At 44.7% G+C, this 20,962-nt stretch carries 21 protein-coding genes; all 21 read right to left on the reverse strand.

What is annotated here, in order from left to right; genetic code table 11:
* Positions 1-3: 3 nt before the first annotated feature.
* Positions 4-540 (reverse strand): F0F1 ATP synthase subunit delta, encoded by a 537-nt coding sequence (locus C4K46_RS01490; RefSeq protein ID WP_209626646.1) that lies wholly within the window; start codon positions 538-540, stop codon positions 4-6.
* Positions 540-1,034: a F0F1 ATP synthase subunit B gene (gene atpF, locus C4K46_RS01495; RefSeq protein ID WP_209626648.1), complete on the reverse strand. Its 495-nt coding sequence runs from the start codon at positions 1,032-1,034 to the stop codon at positions 540-542. Before atpF ends, C4K46_RS01490 begins: the two co-directional genes overlap by 1 nt.
* 19 nt (positions 1,035-1,053) lie before the next feature.
* Positions 1,054-1,767, reverse strand: coding sequence for a F0F1 ATP synthase subunit A (atpB, locus tag C4K46_RS01500; RefSeq protein WP_209626650.1), 714 nt, complete (start codon positions 1,765-1,767; stop codon positions 1,054-1,056).
* A 41-nt stretch (positions 1,768-1,808) separates the two neighbouring features.
* On the reverse strand, positions 1,809-2,009 hold the full coding sequence (locus tag C4K46_RS01505) for a F0F1 ATP synthase subunit C (RefSeq protein ID WP_209626652.1): 201 nt from the start codon (positions 2,007-2,009) through the stop codon (positions 1,809-1,811).
* Between the two features lie 472 nt (positions 2,010-2,481).
* A complete protein-coding gene (locus C4K46_RS01510; protein ID WP_209626654.1) occupies positions 2,482-4,878 on the reverse strand; it encodes a glycogen/starch/alpha-glucan phosphorylase in 2,397 nt (798 codons plus the stop codon).
* A gap of 301 nt (positions 4,879-5,179) precedes the next feature.
* On the reverse strand, positions 5,180-6,610 hold the full coding sequence (gene glgA, locus C4K46_RS01515; protein WP_209626656.1) for a glycogen synthase GlgA: 1,431 nt from the start codon (positions 6,608-6,610) through the stop codon (positions 5,180-5,182).
* Positions 6,607-7,746, reverse strand: a complete 1,140-nt coding sequence (gene glgD, locus C4K46_RS01520; protein ID WP_209627113.1) for a glucose-1-phosphate adenylyltransferase subunit GlgD — start codon at positions 7,744-7,746, stop codon at positions 6,607-6,609. The genes glgA and glgD overlap by 4 nt, the downstream gene beginning before the upstream one ends.
* The gene (locus tag C4K46_RS01525) at positions 7,736-8,878 is read right to left on the reverse strand and encodes a glucose-1-phosphate adenylyltransferase (protein ID WP_209626658.1); all 1,143 of its coding nucleotides are present in this window, start codon (positions 8,876-8,878) and stop codon (positions 7,736-7,738) included. The genes glgD and C4K46_RS01525 overlap by 11 nt, the downstream gene beginning before the upstream one ends.
* Positions 8,879-8,895: 17 nt before the next feature.
* Positions 8,896-10,818, reverse strand: a complete 1,923-nt coding sequence (gene glgB / locus C4K46_RS01530; RefSeq protein ID WP_209626660.1) for a 1,4-alpha-glucan branching protein GlgB — start codon at positions 10,816-10,818, stop codon at positions 8,896-8,898.
* Positions 10,819-11,119: 301 nt separating this feature from the next.
* Positions 11,120-12,544, reverse strand: coding sequence for an NADP-dependent glyceraldehyde-3-phosphate dehydrogenase (locus tag C4K46_RS01535; protein ID WP_209626662.1), 1,425 nt, complete (start codon positions 12,542-12,544; stop codon positions 11,120-11,122).
* 196 nt (positions 12,545-12,740) lie between these two features.
* Entirely contained in the window at positions 12,741-13,049 is a 309-nt protein-coding gene (locus C4K46_RS01540) for a DUF898 family protein (RefSeq protein ID WP_209626664.1), read from the reverse strand.
* Positions 13,050-13,061: 12 nt separating this feature from the next.
* On the reverse strand, positions 13,062-13,754 hold the full coding sequence (locus tag C4K46_RS01545) for a 5'-methylthioadenosine/adenosylhomocysteine nucleosidase (protein WP_209626666.1): 693 nt from the start codon (positions 13,752-13,754) through the stop codon (positions 13,062-13,064).
* Positions 13,755-13,766: 12 nt separating this feature from the next.
* A complete protein-coding gene (gene macP, locus C4K46_RS01550) occupies positions 13,767-14,081 on the reverse strand; it encodes a cell wall synthase accessory phosphoprotein MacP (protein WP_209626668.1) in 315 nt (104 codons plus the stop codon).
* Between the two features lie 13 nt (positions 14,082-14,094).
* Positions 14,095-14,649 carry an NUDIX hydrolase gene (locus C4K46_RS01555; RefSeq protein ID WP_209626670.1) on the reverse strand — a complete coding sequence of 185 codons (555 nt, stop codon included), beginning with the start codon at positions 14,647-14,649 and terminating at the stop codon, positions 14,095-14,097.
* 7 nt (positions 14,650-14,656) lie between these two features.
* On the reverse strand, positions 14,657-16,036 hold the full coding sequence (gene glmU, locus C4K46_RS01560) for a bifunctional UDP-N-acetylglucosamine diphosphorylase/glucosamine-1-phosphate N-acetyltransferase GlmU (protein WP_209626672.1): 1,380 nt from the start codon (positions 16,034-16,036) through the stop codon (positions 14,657-14,659).
* A gap of 302 nt (positions 16,037-16,338) precedes the next feature.
* Complete coding sequence (locus tag C4K46_RS01565; protein WP_245335099.1) at positions 16,339-17,208, reverse strand: CPBP family intramembrane glutamic endopeptidase; 870 nt, start codon at positions 17,206-17,208, stop codon at positions 16,339-16,341.
* A 32-nt stretch (positions 17,209-17,240) separates the two neighbouring features.
* Positions 17,241-17,852, reverse strand: coding sequence for a GNAT family N-acetyltransferase (locus C4K46_RS01570; RefSeq protein ID WP_209626673.1), 612 nt, complete (start codon positions 17,850-17,852; stop codon positions 17,241-17,243).
* A 523-nt stretch (positions 17,853-18,375) separates the two neighbouring features.
* A complete protein-coding gene (locus tag C4K46_RS01575; protein ID WP_209626675.1) occupies positions 18,376-19,011 on the reverse strand; it encodes a PadR family transcriptional regulator in 636 nt (211 codons plus the stop codon).
* A gap of 108 nt (positions 19,012-19,119) precedes the next feature.
* Positions 19,120-19,566, reverse strand: coding sequence for an ASCH domain-containing protein (locus C4K46_RS01580; protein WP_209626677.1), 447 nt, complete (start codon positions 19,564-19,566; stop codon positions 19,120-19,122).
* Between the two features lie 10 nt (positions 19,567-19,576).
* The gene (locus tag C4K46_RS01585) at positions 19,577-20,332 is read right to left on the reverse strand and encodes a GNAT family N-acetyltransferase (protein WP_209626678.1); all 756 of its coding nucleotides are present in this window, start codon (positions 20,330-20,332) and stop codon (positions 19,577-19,579) included.
* Positions 20,333-20,355: 23 nt separating this feature from the next.
* Positions 20,356-20,940: a hypothetical protein gene (locus C4K46_RS01590; RefSeq protein ID WP_209626680.1), complete on the reverse strand. Its 585-nt coding sequence runs from the start codon at positions 20,938-20,940 to the stop codon at positions 20,356-20,358.
* Between the last annotated feature and the right edge of the window lie 22 nt (positions 20,941-20,962).

Genomic DNA, 20,962 nt, shown 5'->3' on the forward strand with positions numbered 1-20,962 from the left:
TTTCTATTTCAGATTTTCTTTTACTCTTTGTAATTGATGTTTAATACTAGCATCAATTGTCTTGTTATTGGCTGTGACTACAAAGCCACCAATCAGACTAGGATCGAGCTCTTCCTTGAAAGAACGGACCTTTAAGCCCATCTTTTCTTCCAAGATAGGAGCCAAACGGTCTTTTTGCTGCTCTGACAGGGCCCGGCTCGATTTGAGCGTCACTTGAAACTCATTGCTAATCTTCTCCAACTTGCTCAAACTATCCACCAGAATCGGATAAAACAAGTCTTCCCGATCATTCTCAATCAATACATTGAGCAAATTGTCAACGAGTTGCGAGCCCGTCGGCTGAAAAAGACGCAGGCACTTGGCCTTTTCTTCCTTGGTCGGACCTAGCTTGGTCAAAAAATCAGGCAACTGGGTCTCTTGGCAGATGGACTTCATCTGCTCCAATAGACCAAAAACCTGGTCTCCTTGCCCCTTTTCCAAGGTCAATTGAACAAACGGAAGCGCATATTTTTCAATCAAGGCATAGCTTTTCTTATCCATTACGCGTCTCCTAGCTTGTCAATATAGCGATCAATCAGCTGACTATGACCTTCCTCGTCCAGTTCTTGAGCCAAAATCTTGCTGGCTAGCTCTACCGACAAGTCAGCCACCTCTCCTTTAAGACTAGTCAAGGCCTCGACCTTACTTTGAGCGACTTCTTGCTTGGCTTTTTCCTTCAAGCGCCCTGCTTCTGCTGCTGCATCAGCCAGGATAGTCGCCTTATTTTTATCAGCGGTCTCCTTGGCATTTTCCAGAATTGTACTTGCTTCCTTGCGGCTTCCCGCCAACTCTTCTTCCCGCTTTTGAGCCATTTCTTCTGCCTGCTTGCGAGCTTCTTCGGCCCGATCAATATCGTCAGAAATCTTTTTAGCTCTCTCTTCAAAAATGCTGGTGATGTTACCCCAAGCAAATTTTTTGATGAGGACAAGCAAAAGAAGAAAGGATCCGGCCACAAGGATAAAGTTTCCAATCAATTCACCGATGGTTATATTCATTTATCTCACTCCTTTCTCTTTATTCTTCTCCATTGATTTTCTTGCCCAGATACATGGATGTCAACATGGTGAAAACATAGGCCTGAATGCAAGAAATAAAAATAGAAAAGGCTGTCCACACTAAGTTTAGTCCGAATGCTAGTGGATACCAGTAAAATGCTAGGTTGGCAAGGGTCACCAAGAGACCTGATAGGACTTCCCCGGCAAAGATATTTCCGTAAATCCGCAAGGCCAGAGAAGCAAAGTTAGTAAACTCCTCCAAGATATTCATCGGCGTCATCCCAACAGGTGTCGCAAAAGCCTTTAGATATTCTTTGACACCCCGGCGCCGAACGCCTTCCACATGGCAAATCAAGGTAATCAAGAAAGACATGGCTAAGTCGAAAGCAATATTGGCTGTCGGTGATGTCCAAAGATTTTCCCCACTGGTCGTTTGCAATTTGGCCATGAGACCAAGATTATTGGCCACAACCAAAAAGAGGAAGAGGGAAAATAAAAAGAGCGAATAATTCTTGATGTATTTATTCCCGATATTTTCCTTGGTAAAGCCTAGCACGAAGTCCAGGAGATACTCCAAAGCATTCTGCTTTCCCTTGGGTCTAAGGGTCATCTTGCGACTGGCCCAATAGACAAAGGCAAAAACCATAAGAACAGCTAAAAGAGACATGGCAAGCAGGGTCAAATTAAAGGTCACAGGACCTAACTGAACGGTTGGATTTACACTTTCTTCCAACGAACTCCCCTCCTTTTCTAAAGATGAAAAATTTTCTGTTCTTATTTAAGTAGAAATGACATAGCCAAGGTTACAAAGAAAGTACCTTCAATAAAGGCAACACCCATAATCATAAATGTTCTTAATTGACCGATAATCTCTGGCTGACGGGCTGCTGATTTGAAAAGATTACTCATAAGCATACCTTCCGCAATGGAAACCCCCATACAGGCAAGACAAAGTCCAAAAAATGTTAAATTCATCGTGAATTCTCCTTTAAAAATTTTTACTTACTTAGTTTAGTCCTAAAAATTGCTTTTGTCAAATATTTTTAAGCAGTGGAAACGTTTTAAAGTCTTTTCTTTATAATTTAGGGAAAAAGCTCAAATCCCCTCCCCTCTTTGACCTCAAAAACTAAGACCAATATAAATATGGCAAGGATAAGACCCGCTTTCGTTCCCTCTCAAAAAACACGTTTATCCTAGCTTTTCCGGCTAGACTTTGCTCCCATCACGAAAGAAAAGTCACTAGATAAGTTAGAGCTAGGGGCCAGAAACCCAAGCCTGGGCTACCACCCCTTCCAACTTCTTCTCATTATTTCGAGCCTGGCTGGACTAGCAAGGATCTAGTAAAGGCCAGAAAACTTAGGTCCTTAGGGCCTAGCCATCGAAAAGAGGGACAGGGCTAGCATCACACTCTCAGATAAAGAGTACTCGCCAGCCTGCCCCTTGTCACCTACTTCTCTAACTTCCAAATTTCTTGGGCATATTGCTCAATGGTATCATCTGATGTGAACTTATCAGACTTGGCAATATTGATGAGACTCATCTTAGCCCACTTATCCTTGTCGCGATAGAGTTGGTCAATCTTCTCTTGAGCCTCCACATAGGCCTTAAAGTCTTCCAAGAGGAAGTACTCATCATTGTGGGTAATCAGGGCTTCATAGATTTCTGATCCTTCTTCACGGACATTTGGAATACTTCCATTGACAAAGCTATCTACGACACGACGGATAACCGGGTCGCTTTCATAGAGGCCTCGTGAATAGTAGTCATGGCGTTGGTAGTGGTCATAGACCTGATCCTTGTCCATTCCAAAAATGACAATATTATCATCGCCCACTTCGTCCTTAATCTCAATATTGGCCCCATCCAGTGTAGCCAGGGTAATGGCCCCTGTCATCATAAACTTCATGTTAGAAGTACCAGAAGCTTCCTTGGAGGCTAGGGAGATTTGCTCGGAGACATCTGCTGCTGGAATGATGAGTTCGGCTAGGCTGACCCGATAATTTTCTAGAAAGACAACCTTGAGCTTGCCTTTTAGACTCTCATCATGGTTGACCAGATTGGCTACCTCGTTAATCAACTTGATAACTGACTTGGCAAAGTGGTAGCCAGGAGCAGCCTTGGCCCCAAAGATAAAGACCCGAGGCACCATATCCTTGTCTGGATTGTCCTTTAAATCCCAGTAAAGTTTGATGATGTGCATCAGATTTAAGAGCTGGCGCTTATAGGCATGGAGTCGCTTGACCTGAACGTCAAAGATAGCCTCAGTCGATACCTCAACTCCGGTAGACTCCTTAATAAAGTCTGCCAAGCGTGCCTTGGCCTCCTGCTTGACTTGATAAAAGTCTGCTAGAACTTGCTTGTCATCCTGATAGTCTAAGAGTTTACGAAGCTCGTGAATATCGGTCCGCCAACCATTACCAATCACCTTATCTAGCTCATTAGACAAAGGCTCGTCAGCAATCTGCAACCAACGCCGTTGGACGATTCCATTAGTCTTATTATTGAACTTTTCAGGATAGATAGCATAGAAGTCTCTCAAAGTATCTTCCTTGAGCAGTTCGGTATGTAGCTTAGCTACCCCGTTGATAGAGTGACCACCGATAATGGCCAAGTGGGCCATGTGGATTTGATTATCCTTGACAATCCGTGTATTTTCAATCACTTCTGGCTCGATTCCTCGCTTGGCCATTTCAGCCACATAACGGTTGTCAATCTCTAGGATGATTTGGTAAACCCGAGGCAGAACATTCTTAAAGAGCTCAGCATCCCATTTTTCCAAGGCTTCAGAGAGAATGGTGTGGTTGGTATAGCTCATGGTCTGAACGGTCGCCTGCCAAGCGTCCTCCCATTCCAAATGGTACTTGTCCAGCAAAAGCCGCATAAACTCTGCCGGCGCTACCGCTGGGTGGGTATCATTGATATGGACAGAGACTTTCTGATGGATGTCTTTGAGCGGCAGACCCTGTTTGAGATAGGATTGAATAATGGTTTGCAGACCCGCACTGGTCATAAAGTATTCCTGAATCAGGCGCAGCTCCTTGCCCTCATAACTCGAATCATCTGGGTAGAGAATAGCCGTAATATCCATAATCTTACGTCGGTCCTCAATGGTCGGATAGTCCAGTTCATACTCTTCTGGAATCTCCACATCCCAGAGACGGAGGTTATTGACATTATCATTACCAAAACCAATCTGGGGAACATCGTAAGGCACCGCCCGCAAGGTCCGAGAATTTTCATAGACAGGAGAAACCCGTCCCTCTTCATTGGCCTTGAGGTAGACATTTCCGTAAATCTTGACGTCAACAATGTCATGGTCCTTTCTGGTTTCCCAGACATTTCCTAGACTACCAAACCAGTCATCTGGGATTTCTACCTGATAACCGTCCACAATCCTTTGTTTAAAGAGACCATAGCGGTAGCGAATCCCATTTCCAAAACCTGGATAGCCTGTGCTGGCTAGGGAGTCCATAAAGGCTGCGGCCAGACGGCCCAGGCCACCATTTCCTAGGGCCATATCGTGCTCGGCATTTTTTACATCTGCAAAATTCACCCCTAAATCAGCCAAGGACTCCTTGACCAAATCAAGAATGCCCAGATTTAAAAGATTGGTTTCCAGCATCCGGCCTGGCAAAAATTCGATTGAGAAGTAATAGGCCGTCTTTTGCTGGCTATCGATCAGTTTGTTTCGTCTGTCCAGCCAAAGGGGGGTAATGTATTTCCGAATGGTCCGAGCCAGAGCTTGAAAAAGCTCTGCCGGAGTCGCATCTACAACCTTAATCAGCTGCTCCTCGTGCAGAGTATCCTTAAAATCACGAATAAATTTTTCCTTAGTTAATTCCATTTGTCTCACTTCCTAACTGTTGCTGAGCTATCCTTTCACTACTTCTGAAACTGTAAAAGCAGTCTCCTTCTCCTAGCTAACTGATTAGCGGTCCTTCTCCCTGGGCTGTTTTTATCTTTTCTAGCTACTCCTCTAAAATCAAGATTGGCTATTGACCTAGATAGTCTAGAGTTTTAGGCCTTTCCTTAAGTAGGAAAAGAAGGCAGATACCAAAAAGTCAAAAGTCCAGCAAATAAGAGAAGACCCTAGAAGCGATTAGCCCCTGGTCTTGCTCTTATCCACTAACTTTTAACTCATCTCTTTAATAAAGGGAATCATAGAGCTGGCTATAGGCCAAGCTGGCTGTATCCCAAGAGAAATCTCTGTCCATGGCTTGTTCTTGAAGAGATTTCCATGCTTCCTTATCCTGACTATATAGACTGAGCGCTTCTTTGAAGGTCCAAGTCAGCCAGTAGCCAGAAAAGTTATTAAAGCTAAAGCCTGTTCCCTGACCTGTATAGACATTATAGGCCTCAACAGTGTCTCTCAAACCACCGACCTCGTGTACCAGAGGCAGGGTTCCATAGCGCATGGACATCATCTGTGACAGACCACAAGGTTCAAAGCGACTAGGCATCAAGAAAATATCGCTGGCCGCATAGATTTCCTGAGCCAGGGTCACATCAAAGGTGATGTTGGCTGATAGCTTGTCCGGATAGGCATGGCCAAACCAGGCAAAGGACTGCTCAAAGGACCAGTCTCCGGTCCCCAAAAGGACAATCTGGACATCTTCTTGCAGCATATTGTGCAATTCATCAACGACCAAGTCAAAGCCTTTTTGACGGGTCAGGCGTGAAACAATCCCCACCAGAGGAACATCATCCCGAACTGGCAGACCCAACTTTTCTTGCAGGTCTCGCTTGCTCTCTGCCTTACCGGTCAAGTCGTCCTTGCTAAAATGATATTGCAGAAGTTTATCCGTTTCTGGATTATAGATATCGGTATCAATCCCATTGACAATACCTGATACCTTGCCAGACTCCATTCTGAGAATCAAATCCAGCCCACAACCAAATTCTGGCGTCATAATCTCATGAGCATAGCTAGGGGAAACGGTAGTCACCCGGTCTGCATAGAGAATCCCTGCCTTCATCCAGTTGAGACAGTTGTTCCAACGCAGGGTTCCATCCTCGTAGCGCTCATAGCCAACCCCAAAGAGGTCCCAGAGCATGCTGTCAGAAAATTGACCCTGGAATTCCAGATTATGGATAGTCAGGACTGTTTTAATGCCTTGATAGGCCTGAATCCAACGATATTTTTCCTTAACCAAGAAAGGAATCATGGCTGTATGGTAGTCGTGAACATGGAGCACATCTGGAATAAAGTCAATCCGCTCCATAGCCTCAACTGCTGCTAGTTGGAAGAAAGCAAAGCGTTCTCCATCATCAAAGTCACCATAGACATGTCCGCGGAAGAAATAATGCTGGTTGTCAATAAAGTAAAAGTCAACCCCGTCTAAGGCAATCTTCTTCAGCCCCACATACTGGCTGCGCCAACCGACCTTGACTTCAAAGTGGAAGAGATCTTCCACCTGATCACCAAACTTTGCCTCAACCGAGTCATAGTAGGGTAGAATAACCCCTACCTGGTGCCCATTACGGACCAGAGATTTAGGGAGAGCGCCAATAACGTCTCCCAAACCACCGGTTTTTGAAAATGGTGCTCCCTCTGCTGCTACAAATAAAACTCTCATAGAATCAAATCCTCTGTTACCTTTTGACCTTTTTGGAGAACGATTGGATGTTCAGCGGTTCCCCTAACGGTTACTCCTTCTCCAATTTCGACATTCTTATCGACAATCGCATATTCCACAACAGCGTCCTTGCCGATATTGACCCGAGGGAAGAGCACACTGTGCTTAATCTTGCTGCCTTCTGCGATATTGGTATTACGGGAGACAACAGAGCCTTCCACCTCGCCTCGAACCAGGCTACCAGAGGCAAATTGTGAGCGAGAAACCTTGGATGACGGTGCATAGTAGGTTGGCTCCTCATTTTTAACCTTGGTATAAATCTTTTGATTAGGTGAAAAGAGGGAGTAGAATTTTTGCGATTCTAGCATGTCCAAGTTAGCCTTGAAGTAAGAAGGCACAGAGTAGATATTAGCTAGGTAACCAGTGTATTCATAAGCAAAGGCTCCTTCTTGAGCGGCCAAGTCACGCAGGACATAGCGCAGTTTTTCAGGATTATCCTTCTGTGCTTCTACTTCTAGCTTTTCAATCAACCAGTCTGTATCCACTACAAAAATATCTGTTGACATATTGTAGAGTTTTTGGTCCAAGTCCTTGTCAAATAATTGGTGGGACAGGACATGGTCGGTCTCGCTGATGTCCAAAACAGCATTGACATCAGAGATATCTTCCTTACCTAGCTTCTTATAAACCACAGTAATCGGCTGGTCTGTCGTACTGTGTAGGTGGAAGACCTGATTGAGGTCGATATTGATGAGCACATCACAGTTGAGGGCAACGGTTTGATCACTTCCTGAGCGCTTGAGGTAGGTCAAGAGTTGGTCATAGTATTCCTTACCAACCGTGCTACTTTCCACGCGCGTATTGTAAATCCCCAGATAGTAGTGACTCAAAAGGGTGGATAGGCCCCACTCCCGTCCACTACGAATGTGGTCAAAGACAGAGCTGATATTATTTTGCTGGAAGATACCAAAGACGCTCCGAATCCCTGCATTAGCTAGGCTGGACAAGGGGAAGTCAATCAAACGGTACTTACCACCAAAGGGCAAGCTAGCCACCGGACGCTGGTCTGTCAAGCTAGCCATGTCGTGGAAACCGACTGTGTTTCCTAAAATCGCTGAATATTTATCAATCTTCATCTGATGGTACCCCCACTTTCTCATTGTATCCAACTACTTGGACTTCATCTGTTCCGTCAATTTCTACGCCGTCTGAAATAACTGCTCCTTCACCGACAATGGCCCGTTTAATCTTGGCACCATGACCGATAATGGCTCCACTCATGATAATAGAATCTTCAACAAGAGCGCCTGTTCTGACCTGAGCTTCCGTTGAGAGGATAGAGTGTTTGACTGTTCCATCTACAAAGCAGCCGTCCACAACCAGCGAATCTTCTACCTCAGCATTGTCACCAAAGAAGTTTGGTGGTGAAATCAAGTTACGAGAATAAATCTTCCAATGACGATTGCGGCTGTCGAGCGCATTGTCTGGATCGATATATTCCATATTGGCTTCCCAGAGAGACTCTACGGTACCAACGTCCTTCCAGTAGCCTTCAAATTCATAGGCATAGACACTTTCCCCTGATTCCAGATAGGTAGGGATAACATTTTTACCAAAGTCTGACATATCCACCGAGCTCTTTTCGGCAGCTACCAACATCTTGCGCAAGCGTTCCCAGTCAAAGATATAGATACCCATAGAGGCCTTGGTTGATTTTGGCTTTTCTGGTTTTTCTTCAAATTCAACAATCCGGTTGCTAGCATCCGTATTCATAATTCCGAAACGGCTAGCCTCCTTCAATGGAACGTCCAGGACCGCAACGGTTAGGCTGGCATGGTTGTCCTTATGAGATTGCAGCATATCATCATAGTCCATCTTGTAGATGTGGTCCCCTGATAAGATAAGGACATACTCAGGATTGATACTATCGATATAGTCGATATTTTGGAAAATAGCGTGACTCGTTCCCTCAAACCAACGATTGCCCTCGCTAGCAGAATAAGGTTGGAGAATGGAGACACCGGAGTTGATGCCATCAAGACCCCAACTAGAGCCATTTCCAATATGGCTGTTGAGTGCTAAAGGTTGGTACTGGGTAATGACACCAACATTATGAATCCCAGAATTCGCACAGTTTGACAAGGCGAAATCAATAATCCGATAACGTCCACCAAATTGAACTGCTGGTTTGGCAATGCTCTGTGTGAGCTTTCCGAGACGTGTTCCTTGCCCACCGGCAAGGATCAAAGCTAGCATTTCATTCTTCATTTTCTGCTCCTTTTATATTAACTAATATCTTTTTTAGATTTAGATGTTTTACCGACCTGCTTGGTTTTTAAGCGGCGCTTAATCTTCCAAATACTTGCCCCCAAAGCTGGCAAAGTAAAGGTCAAGGTTTGCTGATAGTCCTTCCACAGTCCTGCTTGAGACTGAACTGTCTGATTGTGTTCCTGCCACACACCTCCCCATTCTGCTAATTCGGTGTTCCAAACTTCTTCATAAACAGCTGCCACAGGAACACCAATTGTAAAGTTCTTACGCTCTACTGGCACCATATTGAAGACACAAATTAAGAGTTCCCCTTTTTCGCTCTTGCGAATAAAGGAAAGAACAGTCTGGTCTGTATTATCTGCATCGATAATCTCTAGACCATCATAGGACAAATCTTGCTCCCAGAGGGGACGATTTTCCTTGTAAAACTGGTTGAGTTGCGAGGTGAAGCGCTGCATCTTAGCATTCAAATCATCCTCTAGGTTGCCCCATTCCAAGGCTTCTTCGGACTTCCATTCCAAGAACTGGCCAAACTCACTACCCATAAAGAGCAATTTTTTCCCTGGATGACAAATCTGATAGGTGTAGAGATTGCGTAGACCAGCAAACTGATTGTAGCGGTCTCCCCACATCTTGTGCATCAGACTCTTCTTACCATGGACTACCTCATCATGAGAGAAGGGAAGGAGGAAGTTTTCTGAGAAGGCGTACATAAAGCTAAAGGTGACTAGGTTAAAGTCATACTTGCGGTAAATCGGATCCTCCTCGTAGAAGCGCAGGATATCATTCATCCAGCCCATATTCCACTTGTAGTCAAAACCTAGACCGCCTAGCTCCCTCATACCCGTAATCTTGGTATCGCTTGAGCTCTCCTCAGCAATCATCATAACATCAGGGTGGGCTAGCTTAATCACAGTATTGAGCCTTTGTAGGAAATAGTAACCCTCGTAGTTACGGTTGCCCCCATCCTTATTTGGTTGCCAAGGACCGCTATCATAGTCTAGATAGAGCATATTGCTGACCGCATCAACCCGAATCCCGTCCAAGTGGTAGAAGTCAATCCAAAACTTGATACTAGAAATCAAGAAGGACTGGACTTGGTTCTTACCTAGGTCAAAGTTGAGCGCCCCCCAACCGTAATTGTGGGCCCGGTCATGGTCCTGGTACTCAAAGGTCGGAGTTCCATCATAATAGGCCAGGGCATCATCATTGATGGTGAAGTGACCAGGCACCCAGTCAACGATTACCCCAATATTATTGAGGTGACATTCCTCAACGAAGTCTTGAAATTCTTCTGGCGTTCCATAGCTATGCTCTAGCGCAAAGTAGCCCATGAGCTGATAACCCCAGCTCAAACCTAAAGGATGGGCCATCAAGGGCATAAACTCAATGTGGGTATAGTTCATCTCAACTAGATAAGGAATCAATTCCTCCTTGAGTTGCTTGAAGCTATAAGGGCTGCCATCTTCATTGCGTTTCCAAGAACCGGCATGGGCTTCATAGATATTGACCGGCCTTGAGAAGAAACCTAACCGCTTTCTGCGAGCCAGCCAGAGACCGTCCCGCCACTTTTTCTCAGGAATGGTCCGAATGACCGCCCCTGTACCAGGACGCTCCTCCAGATAAACGGCTAGTGGATCAATCTTGAGAATTTCCTGGCCGCTGCTTCGTTTGATATTGTACTTGTAAATATCTCCTTCCTGAGGCAGGTCCGTAAAGACTTCCCAAACCCCCGCTTCATTACGGGTCATTGGAATCTGTCCCTCATACCATTGGGTGAAATCTCCAATCAAATGCACCGCTTGCGCATTGGGAGCCCAGACACGAAAAGTATAACCAGTCTTTCCGTCCCTTTCTTCCCGATGAGCGCCTAGATAATGCTGCAAGTGGAAGTTTTCCCCTGTAGTAAAGGTTCTTAATGCTTCATTGTTATCCATTCAATCACCTTCTTTTTGTAAGCGTTTTCTACATATAATTATTCTACCCTTTTTTCGATTATTTTTCAAGCAATTTTCTAAAATTAGTATGAAATTTACAAAAACCGAACGTTATTTCAAAGACCTGGCCAAAAAAGACTAAATCACTACTTTTGTCTTTTTTTGACTCCCTTTGCCTATATCCTTATAGGAATTTTATTCCTGTCAATTAGTGGGGAGACCGTTTTCCCAGCTCAAGCTTGTCCTTGGAGAGACCTTAAAAAGTATAGGAAAAAAGGCCGCACAAAGCCGCCTTTCTTCTTTATTTCACGTCAAAAACGATTGATTTCACTTGAGTCATCGCTTCAATACTGTAGCGAATCCCTTGGACTCCTGCTCCAGATCCCTTAACCCCTAGGAATGGGAAGTTATCTGGACCACGTTGGGTCTTGTTATTGATATGGACTGTACCGACTTCCAGCTTTTCTGCAATCTCAAAGGCCTTGGGAAAATCATTGGTAAAGACTGATGATTGCAGGCCAAACTCTGACTGGTTACAGATGTCGATTCCCTCTTCAAGCGAGGACACACGAATAATAGGCAAGACAGGACCAAAGGGCTCTTCCCAGGCTAGTTTCATATCCAGGGTGACATGATCAAACAAGGCAGGCCAGATCAGATTTTCTTCACGCTTGACTGGGGTCAAAGCCTTAGCCCCCTTATCTTGGGCATCTTGAATCAAGCCCCAAATAAAGTCGGCCGAAGATTGATCGATAACTGGGGTAATATCCGCATTATCAAAGGGATCTCCCACTGTTAATTTTTCCACCTCTGCTTGGATCAAAGCTGCTAGCTTATCTGCCACACTATCTAGGACAATAACCCGCTTGATGGCTGTACAGCGCTGACCAGAGTAGCTATAAGCTCCTCCAACAATCTGCTTGGCTGCATGTTCTAAATCAGCATCCTCAAGGACCAGGGCTGCATCCTTGCCTCCTAATTCCAGCATAATTGGGCGCATACCAGCCAAACGGCCAATCCGCTCACCGATTGGTGTGGAGCCCGTAAAGTTGATAAAGTTGACTTCCTTATGCTCGATGATGTAGTCACCAATCTCTGAGCCGCGTCCAGTAATGGTATTAAAGACACCGGCTGGTAGGCCTGCTTCCGCAAAAGCTTGGGCCAGCAAGAGACCAGAGATAGAACCTTGGGTTGGTGGCTTAAACATTACCACATTTCCCCCGATTAGGGCTGGGGCAATCTTAGAGGCAGATAGGTTGACCGGATAGTTGAAAGGAGCAACTGCCAGAACCACACCGATAGGCTCTCTGCGAACCATGGCCAGTTTCTTCTTGCTAGCAGCTTCAAAACCGCCACCTTCCATAACCTGACCATGTACCCGAATCCCCTCTTCTGCTGAGTAGCGAATCAAGTCAGCCGTCCGGACTACTTCCCCGATGGCTGCCTTAATACCCTTGGCAACTTCCTTGGCCAAGATGTTACCAATTTTTTCCTGGTCTCGCTCTAAGATATCAGCTACCTTATGCAGATAGGCTGCCCGCTCCACAGCTGACAAGGCCCGCCAAGCTGGCAGGGCTGCCCGCGCCTTTTCCATAGCAAAGTCAACCTCTGCTTGACTCATGGCTGGTACAGTTCCTAGTACTTCGTTATTGATCGGAGATGAAATCGTAATTTCGTTTTCAGAAGATTTCCATTCTCCGTTGATTAAATTTTTATACTGAGTCAATTTAATCCTCCTCCAAGTTAATACCTATATTTTATCATCTTTTGAGAAAAATTCAATAGAAAATTTAAAATATATAGAAAATTAAAACAATTAACTCACAATCTCTGAAAATGTAAACTCTTTCATTTTTTCAACCCTTTTCAGACTGCATTCAAGAAAAATTTCCACTAAAAAATCACACCCAAGGGTGCGATTTTTAATTCAAATGATGAGTATGCTTGGTAATCCACTGGGTCAGTTTAATCCGGAGCCAAAAACCATAAATACCAAAGGTGATAATGGTTAGTAGCCACCACTTTATCCAGTTGCCAAATAATTGCATAGCTGTTCCATCAAAATAGAGACGATGGCCATCAATCACAGTATGCTTGATTTTCCAATTATAAAGTAGGCACATGCCCCAAGGAGCACAAATCCCCAAAGTGAAGAAGCTTACCAAGACAGCCAGCAAGAAATGGCCGATATAAGACAGCAAGCCTCCGTCAAAATAACTTTCCTTATCCATAAAAATAAACTCCTAAACCAAAACTTGTAGAAAGGCCAGCAAGGTCTCTGCCGAGCGCTTGCCCGCTTCTAAAATAAACTCATCAAAGGTAATATTGGCATCGTGACTAGCTGTATCGCTAATGGCCCGAATGACCATAAAGGGCAGGCCGATAGAATGAGCTGCCTGGGCAATAGCTGCCCCCTCCATCTCTACTGCTAGGACTTGAGGGAAATGCTCCTTAATCTGCTCTATTTTTTCCTGACCAGCAATAAAGCTATCCCCTGTGGCAATCAAACCCAGGTGGCTCTTTTGATGGGAGCTTTCTAGGACCTTTTTCATCTCAGCTATAAAATAGCGACTGGCCTCAAAGTAAAGAGGCTGACCAGCCATCTGGCCATAGGCATAGCCAAAGGCTGTCACATCTACATCGTGGTAGACCAGCTGATTGGCCAGAACAACATCACCAATAGCCAGACTAGAATCAACCGCTCCGGCCGAACCTGTATTGATAATAGCGGTCACCTTAAAATCATTGACCAAGACCGCTACACTCATGGCTGACATGACCTTGCCGACCCCACTTTGGACTAGGACCACCTCATGGCGACCCAGATAGCCTGTATGATAGACCTGACCCAAACGCAAATGTTTCTTGGCATCTTCTAGCTGCTCCAGGAGAATTTTCAACTCCTCGGGCATGGCCGCAATAATTCCAATTTTCATGGTTTTCTCCTTTTAAAGCCAGATAATGGCCGCAATCAAAAGCAAGATGAGCAGGACAACTGCAAGCAAAATCTTATTTAGCTTGGCCTGAAAGACTCCTCTTTTTTGATTTTCAATCCGTCGACTTTTGGTGACTGTCGGCTCAACCTCAATTTGCAAGGTTTCCTGGCTGTAGCTAGGACCTGCCTGGGGTGAGGCATAGCCAAAGGTTTGAGCGCGAGTGGGAATCACCTTGGTCTCCTCCTCATCTCTGAGAGGGGGAGCCGAGATGGCTTCTCCTCGATTGGCTCTTTCAATCATTTCATCTGTTAACAAAGGTTTACCCATGAGCCCACCTTCCTTATTTCTTCAAATTTTCCTTCATTTCCCAATATTGAAGGGCCATAATGGTCTTGGCATCACAAATCTGACCGCTGGCCAAGAGCTCCTTGGCCTCCGCCAGACTGACCTGATAGAGCTCCAAGGTCTCGTCCTCGTCTTGGGGACGGGGATTTTCAACCTTGATCAGGTCCTGGGCAGAGTAGAGTTTGATTTTTTCATTGCAAAAGCCGATAGCCGTATAGAAGTCATAGACCAGCTCCAAGTCAGCTGTATAGCCAGTTTCTTCCTCTAGCTCTCTAAGGGCCGCAGCCTTGGGATCCGCATTTTCGCCGACCTCTAGCTTACCAGCTGGAATTTCGTAACTAGTCGCCTCGATGGCCTTACGGTATTGCTTGACCAATATCAGCTTATTTTCGGGCGTGACAGCTATTACCGCCACCGCTCCATTATGAAAAATCAACTCACGCTTGGACTGGCCCTTGCCCTCGGGCAGCTGGACATCGTCTACTACTAGATGGACGACCTGGCCAGAAAAGATTTCGGTTCGCTTGATTGTTTTTTCTTCAAATTCCATAGGCTTTTTATTTATTAACTGGGTGGTGGGGCAGGCGTTTGGCATAGTCTTCCTTGTTGACCTGCCGTCCCCGACCAAGAGCGATTGCATCGGCCGGAACATCCTTGTTGATAGTAGAACCTGCACCGATAAGAGAATTATCTCCCAGGCTAACTGGGGCAATAATGGTTGAATTAGAGCCAACAAAGACATTGTCCCCAATCAGGGTCTTGTACTTGTTTTGACCATCATAGTTGACCGTAATGGTTCCTGCTCCAAAGTTGACATCACTACCGACCTCGGAATTGCCGATATAGGTCAAATGACCAGCCTTGGTCCGTTCACCCAGACTAGAGCCCTTGACTTCTACAAAGTTGCCGACATGGACAGCCTGAGCCAAGTGGGAACCCGGACGAATGTGGGCATAAGGACCGATTGTAACCGCATCTGCCACTTCTGACTCCTCAATCATAGAATTGGTGATAACGGTATGCTCGCCCAAGATGGAGTCCACGATATAGGTCCCGTTGGTCAAGTGGCTAGCCCGACCAATCTTGCTCTTCCCCTTGAGGGTCACGTTGGCTTCCAGACGAACTTCTGGCGCAATCTCAACATCAATATCAATATAGGTGCTAGCTGGATCTTGGAAGCTAACCCCATTGACCATGTGTTCCTTATTGATTCGGCGGCGCATGATTTCTTCAGCTGTCGCAAGGGCTACCCGGTCATTGACACCCAGACTTTCATCAAAGTCCTTGAGGGTGTAAGCACCCACCTTTTCCCCATTTTGACGGAAAATAGAGATAACATCGGTAATGTAGTACTCCCCTTGGGCATTGTCAGTATTGATATTTTTCAGCGCTTCAAAGAGCCGAGCATTGTCAAAGACATAGGTTCCTGTATTGATTTCCCGGATTTGCTTTTCAAAGTCCGAAGCATCCTTTTGCTCGACAATCTTTAGGACCTCATCTTGCTCATTGCGGACAATCCGACCGTAGCCGAAAGGATCTTCAGCCTCGGCAGTCAAAATGGTCGCAATATTTTTGTGGTTAACATGAAAATCAATCAGATTTTTCAAGCTCTCCCCAGTGATTAAGGGAGTATCCCCAGCAATGACTAGAGTTTGACCAGTTAGGCCTTCTAGGGCTGGTTCAGCCATCATAACCGCATGGCCGGTCCCTAGCTGCTCGGTCTGTCTAGCAAAATCGGTCTGACCAGCCAAGACCTGCTCGACTAGCTCAGCCTTGTGGCCAACAATCGTTACAGTCTTTGCAGGCTCAATAGCCCCAACACTGCGAAAAACGTGCTCAACCATTGAGATTCCAGCCACCTTATGAAGAACTTTTGGCAAATCTGATTTCATACGGGTACCCTTACCCGCTGCCAAAATAATTGCGTAATTTGTCATAGATACTTCCTTTTATTAAAAATAATATCACCTCATTATAGCATTTTTCTTAATCTTTGTTAATAGTTAAAGGCCGTCACAAGTTGATTTCTGTCCAATTTTAAGAGCCGCTATCCTCCAGCCCAGTTGACTATGAAAGCCTGCGGAAAAAAGAGCCCAGTTTGTGTCATCTAGGAAGCCCCAAAAGCGGAGCTAGAATTTAGAAGCCTAACAGGCCCTACCTCTATCTACAATCGCTTGAGAGACGAAATTTATCCCCCTTCAGAAAAACAAGCAATCCTAGATGGACTGCTTGTTCTAATTTATAAACTGGCCTCCTTCTTCAATCTCTTTCTTCTCAAGTAAAGACCGATAAAGAGATAAAGAAGTGTTGGTAACATTCCTACTGAAAGTGAGAAGATGAAACTCCATTGAGGATTAACCTGTACGATTTTGAAGATTAGCAGGGGATTGATGATTGCGTCTTCCATAGCATGCATGAAAACCAAGGGCCAGATAGACTTTGTCGCTCGGTAAATTTCCACATACATGATGGTCCAGCAGAGGACACAAATCGTTGCAACGGCTACAAAAGCCAACCTTCCCAAAGGAATGGTTGCTTCAATTTCAGAAGGAGACAAGAAAACTAGATAATAGGGCAGGTGCCAGAAATTCCAGACGAGTCCTAAGACCAGATAAACCTTCCAGTCGCTCCATGAAAATTTTAGGAGTTTGCTAGCCAAATAGCCCCGCCAGACAGACTCTTCAAAAAAGTTTTTGATAAGCTGAATGCCTAACTGCCCGATGAAAAGGCTAACATAAGCTGCCAGAGTCATGGAGGAGCTAAAGGTGATAGCCCCAGCAAGATGCCCAGTAAGGAGTACCAGACCCGTCACTACCGGATAAATGAGCCAAGCCAGCAAGTACCATTTCTTATGCTGCCAAAATCTAGGCTTGAGCCCCGCGTCTTTCCAACCGTCGCCAGCAAAGGTCCTTAGAATAAGCACCATGAGCAAGGGACTGGCAATAAAAATCCCCATACCCGGTGTTCCTTGACCAGCCAAGGTTCCAACATTTTGATAATGGGCTTGATTGGTCAGCAGGTCCACCAGCACGCCTATCCAGCCACAAAGTAAGACAAAAATCGAAAAAATAAGGACATTTCTTTTAGTTCTTTGCAAATCGTTCATCATAGCACCTCCTTTTTTACTTTTGGCACTTTATATCAGCTAGTAAAGACATCCGCCCTGCCGCTTGCACCGGGCAGATATTCCATTAAAATCAGCTCTTTAAAGTCTTTTTGCCGCGTAAATCTCGATTTCGGTTTACGGGCAAATTCCTTGAAACCTAATTTTTGGTAGCAAGAAATGGCGGAAACATTGCTGTCTTTTACATCCAAAACATAGTCTTTATAGGGTGCCAGCTCCATTACCTGCCTCATCATCTGACTGGCAAGACCTTGTCTTCTAAAGGACTTTTTCACCGCTACAAACTCAAAGAAGCCGGTCGTTGCAGGAAATGGCAGGGCTTCTTCAAATTCTTTGAAGGTCATGCTGAGCAAGAAGGTTTTTAGCCTACCAAAGGATTTTTTCAGCTCTTTCTTATCGATTGAAACCGCACGGTGGCTGGCGCTGGTTAAGGCTAAAGTGCCCGCCAACTCTCCGTCCACTTCAGCGATATAAAAGCGGTCCAGCACCAGAACTTTTTCCAAAAATTGGATGACAAAATCCCTGCCAAATTGCTTGATAAAGGGCGCAAAATCCGACTCAAAAGCCTCTAGCAAGCAGGAAACCAGCGCCCTGCGGTCTGCCTCGATTGCTTTTCTTATCGTCAACATAAAATCACCTCCATAAGAAAGATACAAAGGGCGTTAAACGCAAAGTAAAAATAGGGAATGAGACGACGGAACCTCAGTTCCTAGGAGCATTCATCTTTTTTACACAGCGTTTAGCCCGTGTTCAATTACAAGATACAAAGCCCGTTAAGAAAACGAGAGAAAAATAGGAGATTGACGTCGTGCGCTTGTGCACAAGGAAATCTATCTTTTTTCCGAAGTTTTTAGGCGTGTTCAGTTCCAAGATACAAAGCCCGTTAAGAAAACGAGAGAAAAATAGGAGATTGACGCCGTGTGCTTGCACACAAGGAAATCTATCTTTTTCCGAAGTTTTTAGGGTGTGTTCAGTTCCAAGATACAAAGCCCGTTCGCAGACTGCTTCCTGTCTAGCGCCTAGAGCGCTGTCAGGAAACGAAAGCCACTAGCGTGCTCTTTCTAAAGTCTGCACTAATTTTCAAATCAAAAAATATCGTTTTGCTTGTAAAATGTCGAAAAATGAGAGCATTGCGCGAACTTCCTTCCTCCTTTAATCAATCATCATCGTCCAATCTCCCTGCTGAATCTTTTCACGCAATTTCCTAAACCAATCTAGATGAAATTTCATAGTATCAATCCCTAATTGCAGGGTCATAAACTCAAAGTATCCGATTTGCTGAATATTCTCAGCTGTATTTTCATTGCCAGTCACTTCATGCAAGGCCGCCAAATATTCCTCATCAGCCTTGAGATAGGCTTGAATGGCATTTTGTTCTGCCTCGATTGCTATATTTTCCTTGACTTGGAGCAAAGCTGCTAGCTCCTTTTCAATCATTTCAATAGCCTTATCTAGAAGGTCCAAACGTTCCTCGGCTGGCACCAGCCCCATAAAGAGGAACTTGCTCAAATCCATATTTTTGGTTCTGGTTACGTCCATCGGCGTTCGCAGCCATTGACTAAAAGTATTGCGCCCCGCTTGGCTAATGGCATACTGCTTTTTATTTTTTCCTGCTTGGACAAATTCCTCAAAAGTTACCAGACCCTCCTGCTCTAGCTTCTTAAGCGCCGCCTGAATACTGCCCATGCTGTCGCTGCAAATGGAAGAAAAATTTTCTCTAATCAGACCACGAATTTCATAAATGGTCAACCTTTTGAACATCAAGAGACCTAAAATAATCTTGTTCATCCCTTGCCTCACTTTCTTTTATCCTTTATATTACTAATAGTAACATATCTAATAGTAAAAATCAAGAAATTATACAAAAAAATCTGCTATTTCTAACAGATTCTGTGATTATTTATCGAGCGGATAAACCCTGCGAAATTCTTCTAAAACGACTTGGCTGTCCTCGGTAAAGGACAGACCCGCTTCCTTGTGCCAGAGGCTAAAGAGTGAGCGATGCACCTCTCGCCAATAGGTCAGGGATTTGTCCCCCTCGCCCTCTTTAAAGGCATGCTCCTTTGATACTTGATGAAAAGGCAGGACGGTAACCTTGGTGACCTCCACGATACAAATGGCCTCGCCTTGACTGTCCAAGATGACATCGAAAGTCCCAGCTTGTGGTAGGGGCTCCCCGTCCACTGCATAGAGGTCATAGCTAGAGGCAGTAGCTGTCTTTTGACCACGCAGGACCAGGTCGGCTAAGCTATCAGCCTCCACTCCAAAGGACCAGGCGTCTAGCTCATCGCCTATCTCTGGCTTGATTTTCTTATAGGCTGCCCACATTTCTTTTGCTTGCATTATTATCTCCTTACTCATTTCTTATCAGCTCGTAGGCTGGATAAGCTCCTAAACAGTCATAGCCAAGATATTGGGCGATTTTTCGCGAAGCATCATTATGCGCATCCCATAAGGGGACGACTGAACGCAAGTCTGCTTCTAATAGGAACTGAGCTGCTAAAATCTTGGCTAGACCTTGCTTTTGGTAGTCGCTTTGGGTCGCAATTTCGATTTCAACAGCAGGACCATAAACCAGGCCTGTTGTAATGGCGGCAATGATTTTTCCCTGATCTAAAAGGGCAAAGCCAAAACCACCGCAGGCCACAAATTGGTCATAGTCGCTAAAATCACCTTGCAAATCTTGAGACCAGACTTCTGCTCCCAAATCTTTATACAAAACTTGATTGATTGGCTGTAACTCATACTTTTCTGGTAAATTCTGAACCAATTTTGTTAGTTTTGTTTTATCCATATCAACTTTACCAGAAAAGGCATAGCGCTCAAAACGGCGTAAGTCCTGCTGCTTATCCAAAAAATTCTGCCAGGCTTTTTCTTCAGAAATTAGGATTTTATTTTCAAAGCCATATTTCTGGTAGTATTCAATAAAAAATCGCGCATCAACTGATCCTGCTAAGAAGAGAAAATTGCCTAAATCATAGAAAATCGAGGTTCCCGTCTCACTCAGTAAAAGCTGGCCCAAACCGGCTTTTAAACCATAAGAGACCATGTTTTTCTGCCAGTCTTTAAAAAATGAAAGATGGCTATCTGTAAATGAAACAATTTTCATTTTCTTCCTCCTGTTTACAACTACTAATCCACTTCAAAGATGGAATCGCTAACTGGGCTTGGATGGTCTAGTTGGGTATTGCGCCTTAAGAAATTTCTAACTAGCTCTGCTTGAACATCCGGGTCTCTGCCCCAAATGGAATTTCCTAAACGAAAGGTAACGTCTTCGCCATTGTAAAAGTCTGCACTCATATAATGCTTCCAACCTTTTAGATACTGGGAATAATAGCTTAGATTTTGCAAATCTTGTTTATCAATACAAGTGATAAAAATATGATAGGAAACGATGACCTTATCTGTCGCAAAAAGTTTCAACTTTTTATCCCATAGCGGTGCTTGCCGACGTAGCTTGGCTAAACTGCCATTAACTTCTGGATGCAATTCGCGAATAAGCCTCTCCATTTTGACAAATTCTCTAACTGCCCGTAAAAGTCTTTTACCTGCTTCCCAAATTCCCCAGCAAGACACCAAAACAATCACAACTAGTTTGTAGAATGGCTGACTTGCTGCTTTTGAGGGGGTAAAAGAAAATACAATTGCTATAAAAAGAACTACTAAAAGAGTCAGTAGGGCACAAAACTGCACCAACCATCTGATTTTCATAAACATATTATTTCTCCCTATCCTAAAA

The sequence above is a fragment of the Streptococcus oricebi genome (genome assembly GCF_017883985.1).
In the GTDB taxonomy this organism is placed as follows: Bacteria; Bacillota; Bacilli; order Lactobacillales; family Streptococcaceae; genus Streptococcus; species Streptococcus oricebi.

Bases quoted from the DNA above. Each gene is read 5' to 3' on its own strand.
- atpF (WP_209626648.1), bottom strand. From the start codon at position 1,034: ATGAATATAACCATCGGTGAATTGATTGGAAACTTTATCCTTGTGGCC.
- C4K46_RS01580 (WP_209626677.1), bottom strand. From the start codon at position 19,566: ATGCAAGCAAAAGAAATGTGGGCAGCCTATAAGAAAATCAAGCCAGAG.
- C4K46_RS01555 (WP_209626670.1), bottom strand. From the start codon at position 14,649: ATGGAATTTGAAGAAAAAACAATCAAGCGAACCGAAATCTTTTCTGGC.
- C4K46_RS01540 (WP_209626664.1), bottom strand. From the start codon at position 13,049: ATGGATAAGGAAAGTTATTTTGACGGAGGCTTGCTGTCTTATATCGGC.
- C4K46_RS01585 (WP_209626678.1), bottom strand. From the start codon at position 20,332: ATGAAAATTGTTTCATTTACAGATAGCCATCTTTCATTTTTTAAAGAC.
- C4K46_RS01575 (WP_209626675.1), bottom strand. From the start codon at position 19,011: ATGAACAAGATTATTTTAGGTCTCTTGATGTTCAAAAGGTTGACCATT.
- C4K46_RS01570 (WP_209626673.1), bottom strand. From the start codon at position 17,852: ATGTTGACGATAAGAAAAGCAATCGAGGCAGACCGCAGGGCGCTGGTT.
- C4K46_RS01590 (WP_209626680.1), bottom strand. From the start codon at position 20,940: ATGTTTATGAAAATCAGATGGTTGGTGCAGTTTTGTGCCCTACTGACT.
- glgA (WP_209626656.1), bottom strand. From the start codon at position 6,610: ATGAGAGTTTTATTTGTAGCAGCAGAGGGAGCACCATTTTCAAAAACC.
- C4K46_RS01505 (WP_209626652.1), bottom strand. From the start codon at position 2,009: ATGAATTTAACATTTTTTGGACTTTGTCTTGCCTGTATGGGGGTTTCC.
- C4K46_RS01525 (WP_209626658.1), bottom strand. From the start codon at position 8,878: ATGAAGAATGAAATGCTAGCTTTGATCCTTGCCGGTGGGCAAGGAACA.
- macP (WP_209626668.1), bottom strand. From the start codon at position 14,081: ATGGGTAAACCTTTGTTAACAGATGAAATGATTGAAAGAGCCAATCGA.
- C4K46_RS01545 (WP_209626666.1), bottom strand. From the start codon at position 13,754: ATGAAAATTGGAATTATTGCGGCCATGCCCGAGGAGTTGAAAATTCTC.
- C4K46_RS01490 (WP_209626646.1), bottom strand. From the start codon at position 540: ATGGATAAGAAAAGCTATGCCTTGATTGAAAAATATGCGCTTCCGTTT.
- glmU (WP_209626672.1), bottom strand. From the start codon at position 16,036: ATGACAAATTACGCAATTATTTTGGCAGCGGGTAAGGGTACCCGTATG.
- glgD (WP_209627113.1), bottom strand. From the start codon at position 7,746: ATGAAGATTGATAAATATTCAGCGATTTTAGGAAACACAGTCGGTTTC.
- glgB (WP_209626660.1), bottom strand. From the start codon at position 10,818: ATGGATAACAATGAAGCATTAAGAACCTTTACTACAGGGGAAAACTTC.
- C4K46_RS01510 (WP_209626654.1), bottom strand. From the start codon at position 4,878: ATGGAATTAACTAAGGAAAAATTTATTCGTGATTTTAAGGATACTCTG.
- C4K46_RS01565 (WP_245335099.1), bottom strand. From the start codon at position 17,208: ATGATGAACGATTTGCAAAGAACTAAAAGAAATGTCCTTATTTTTTCG.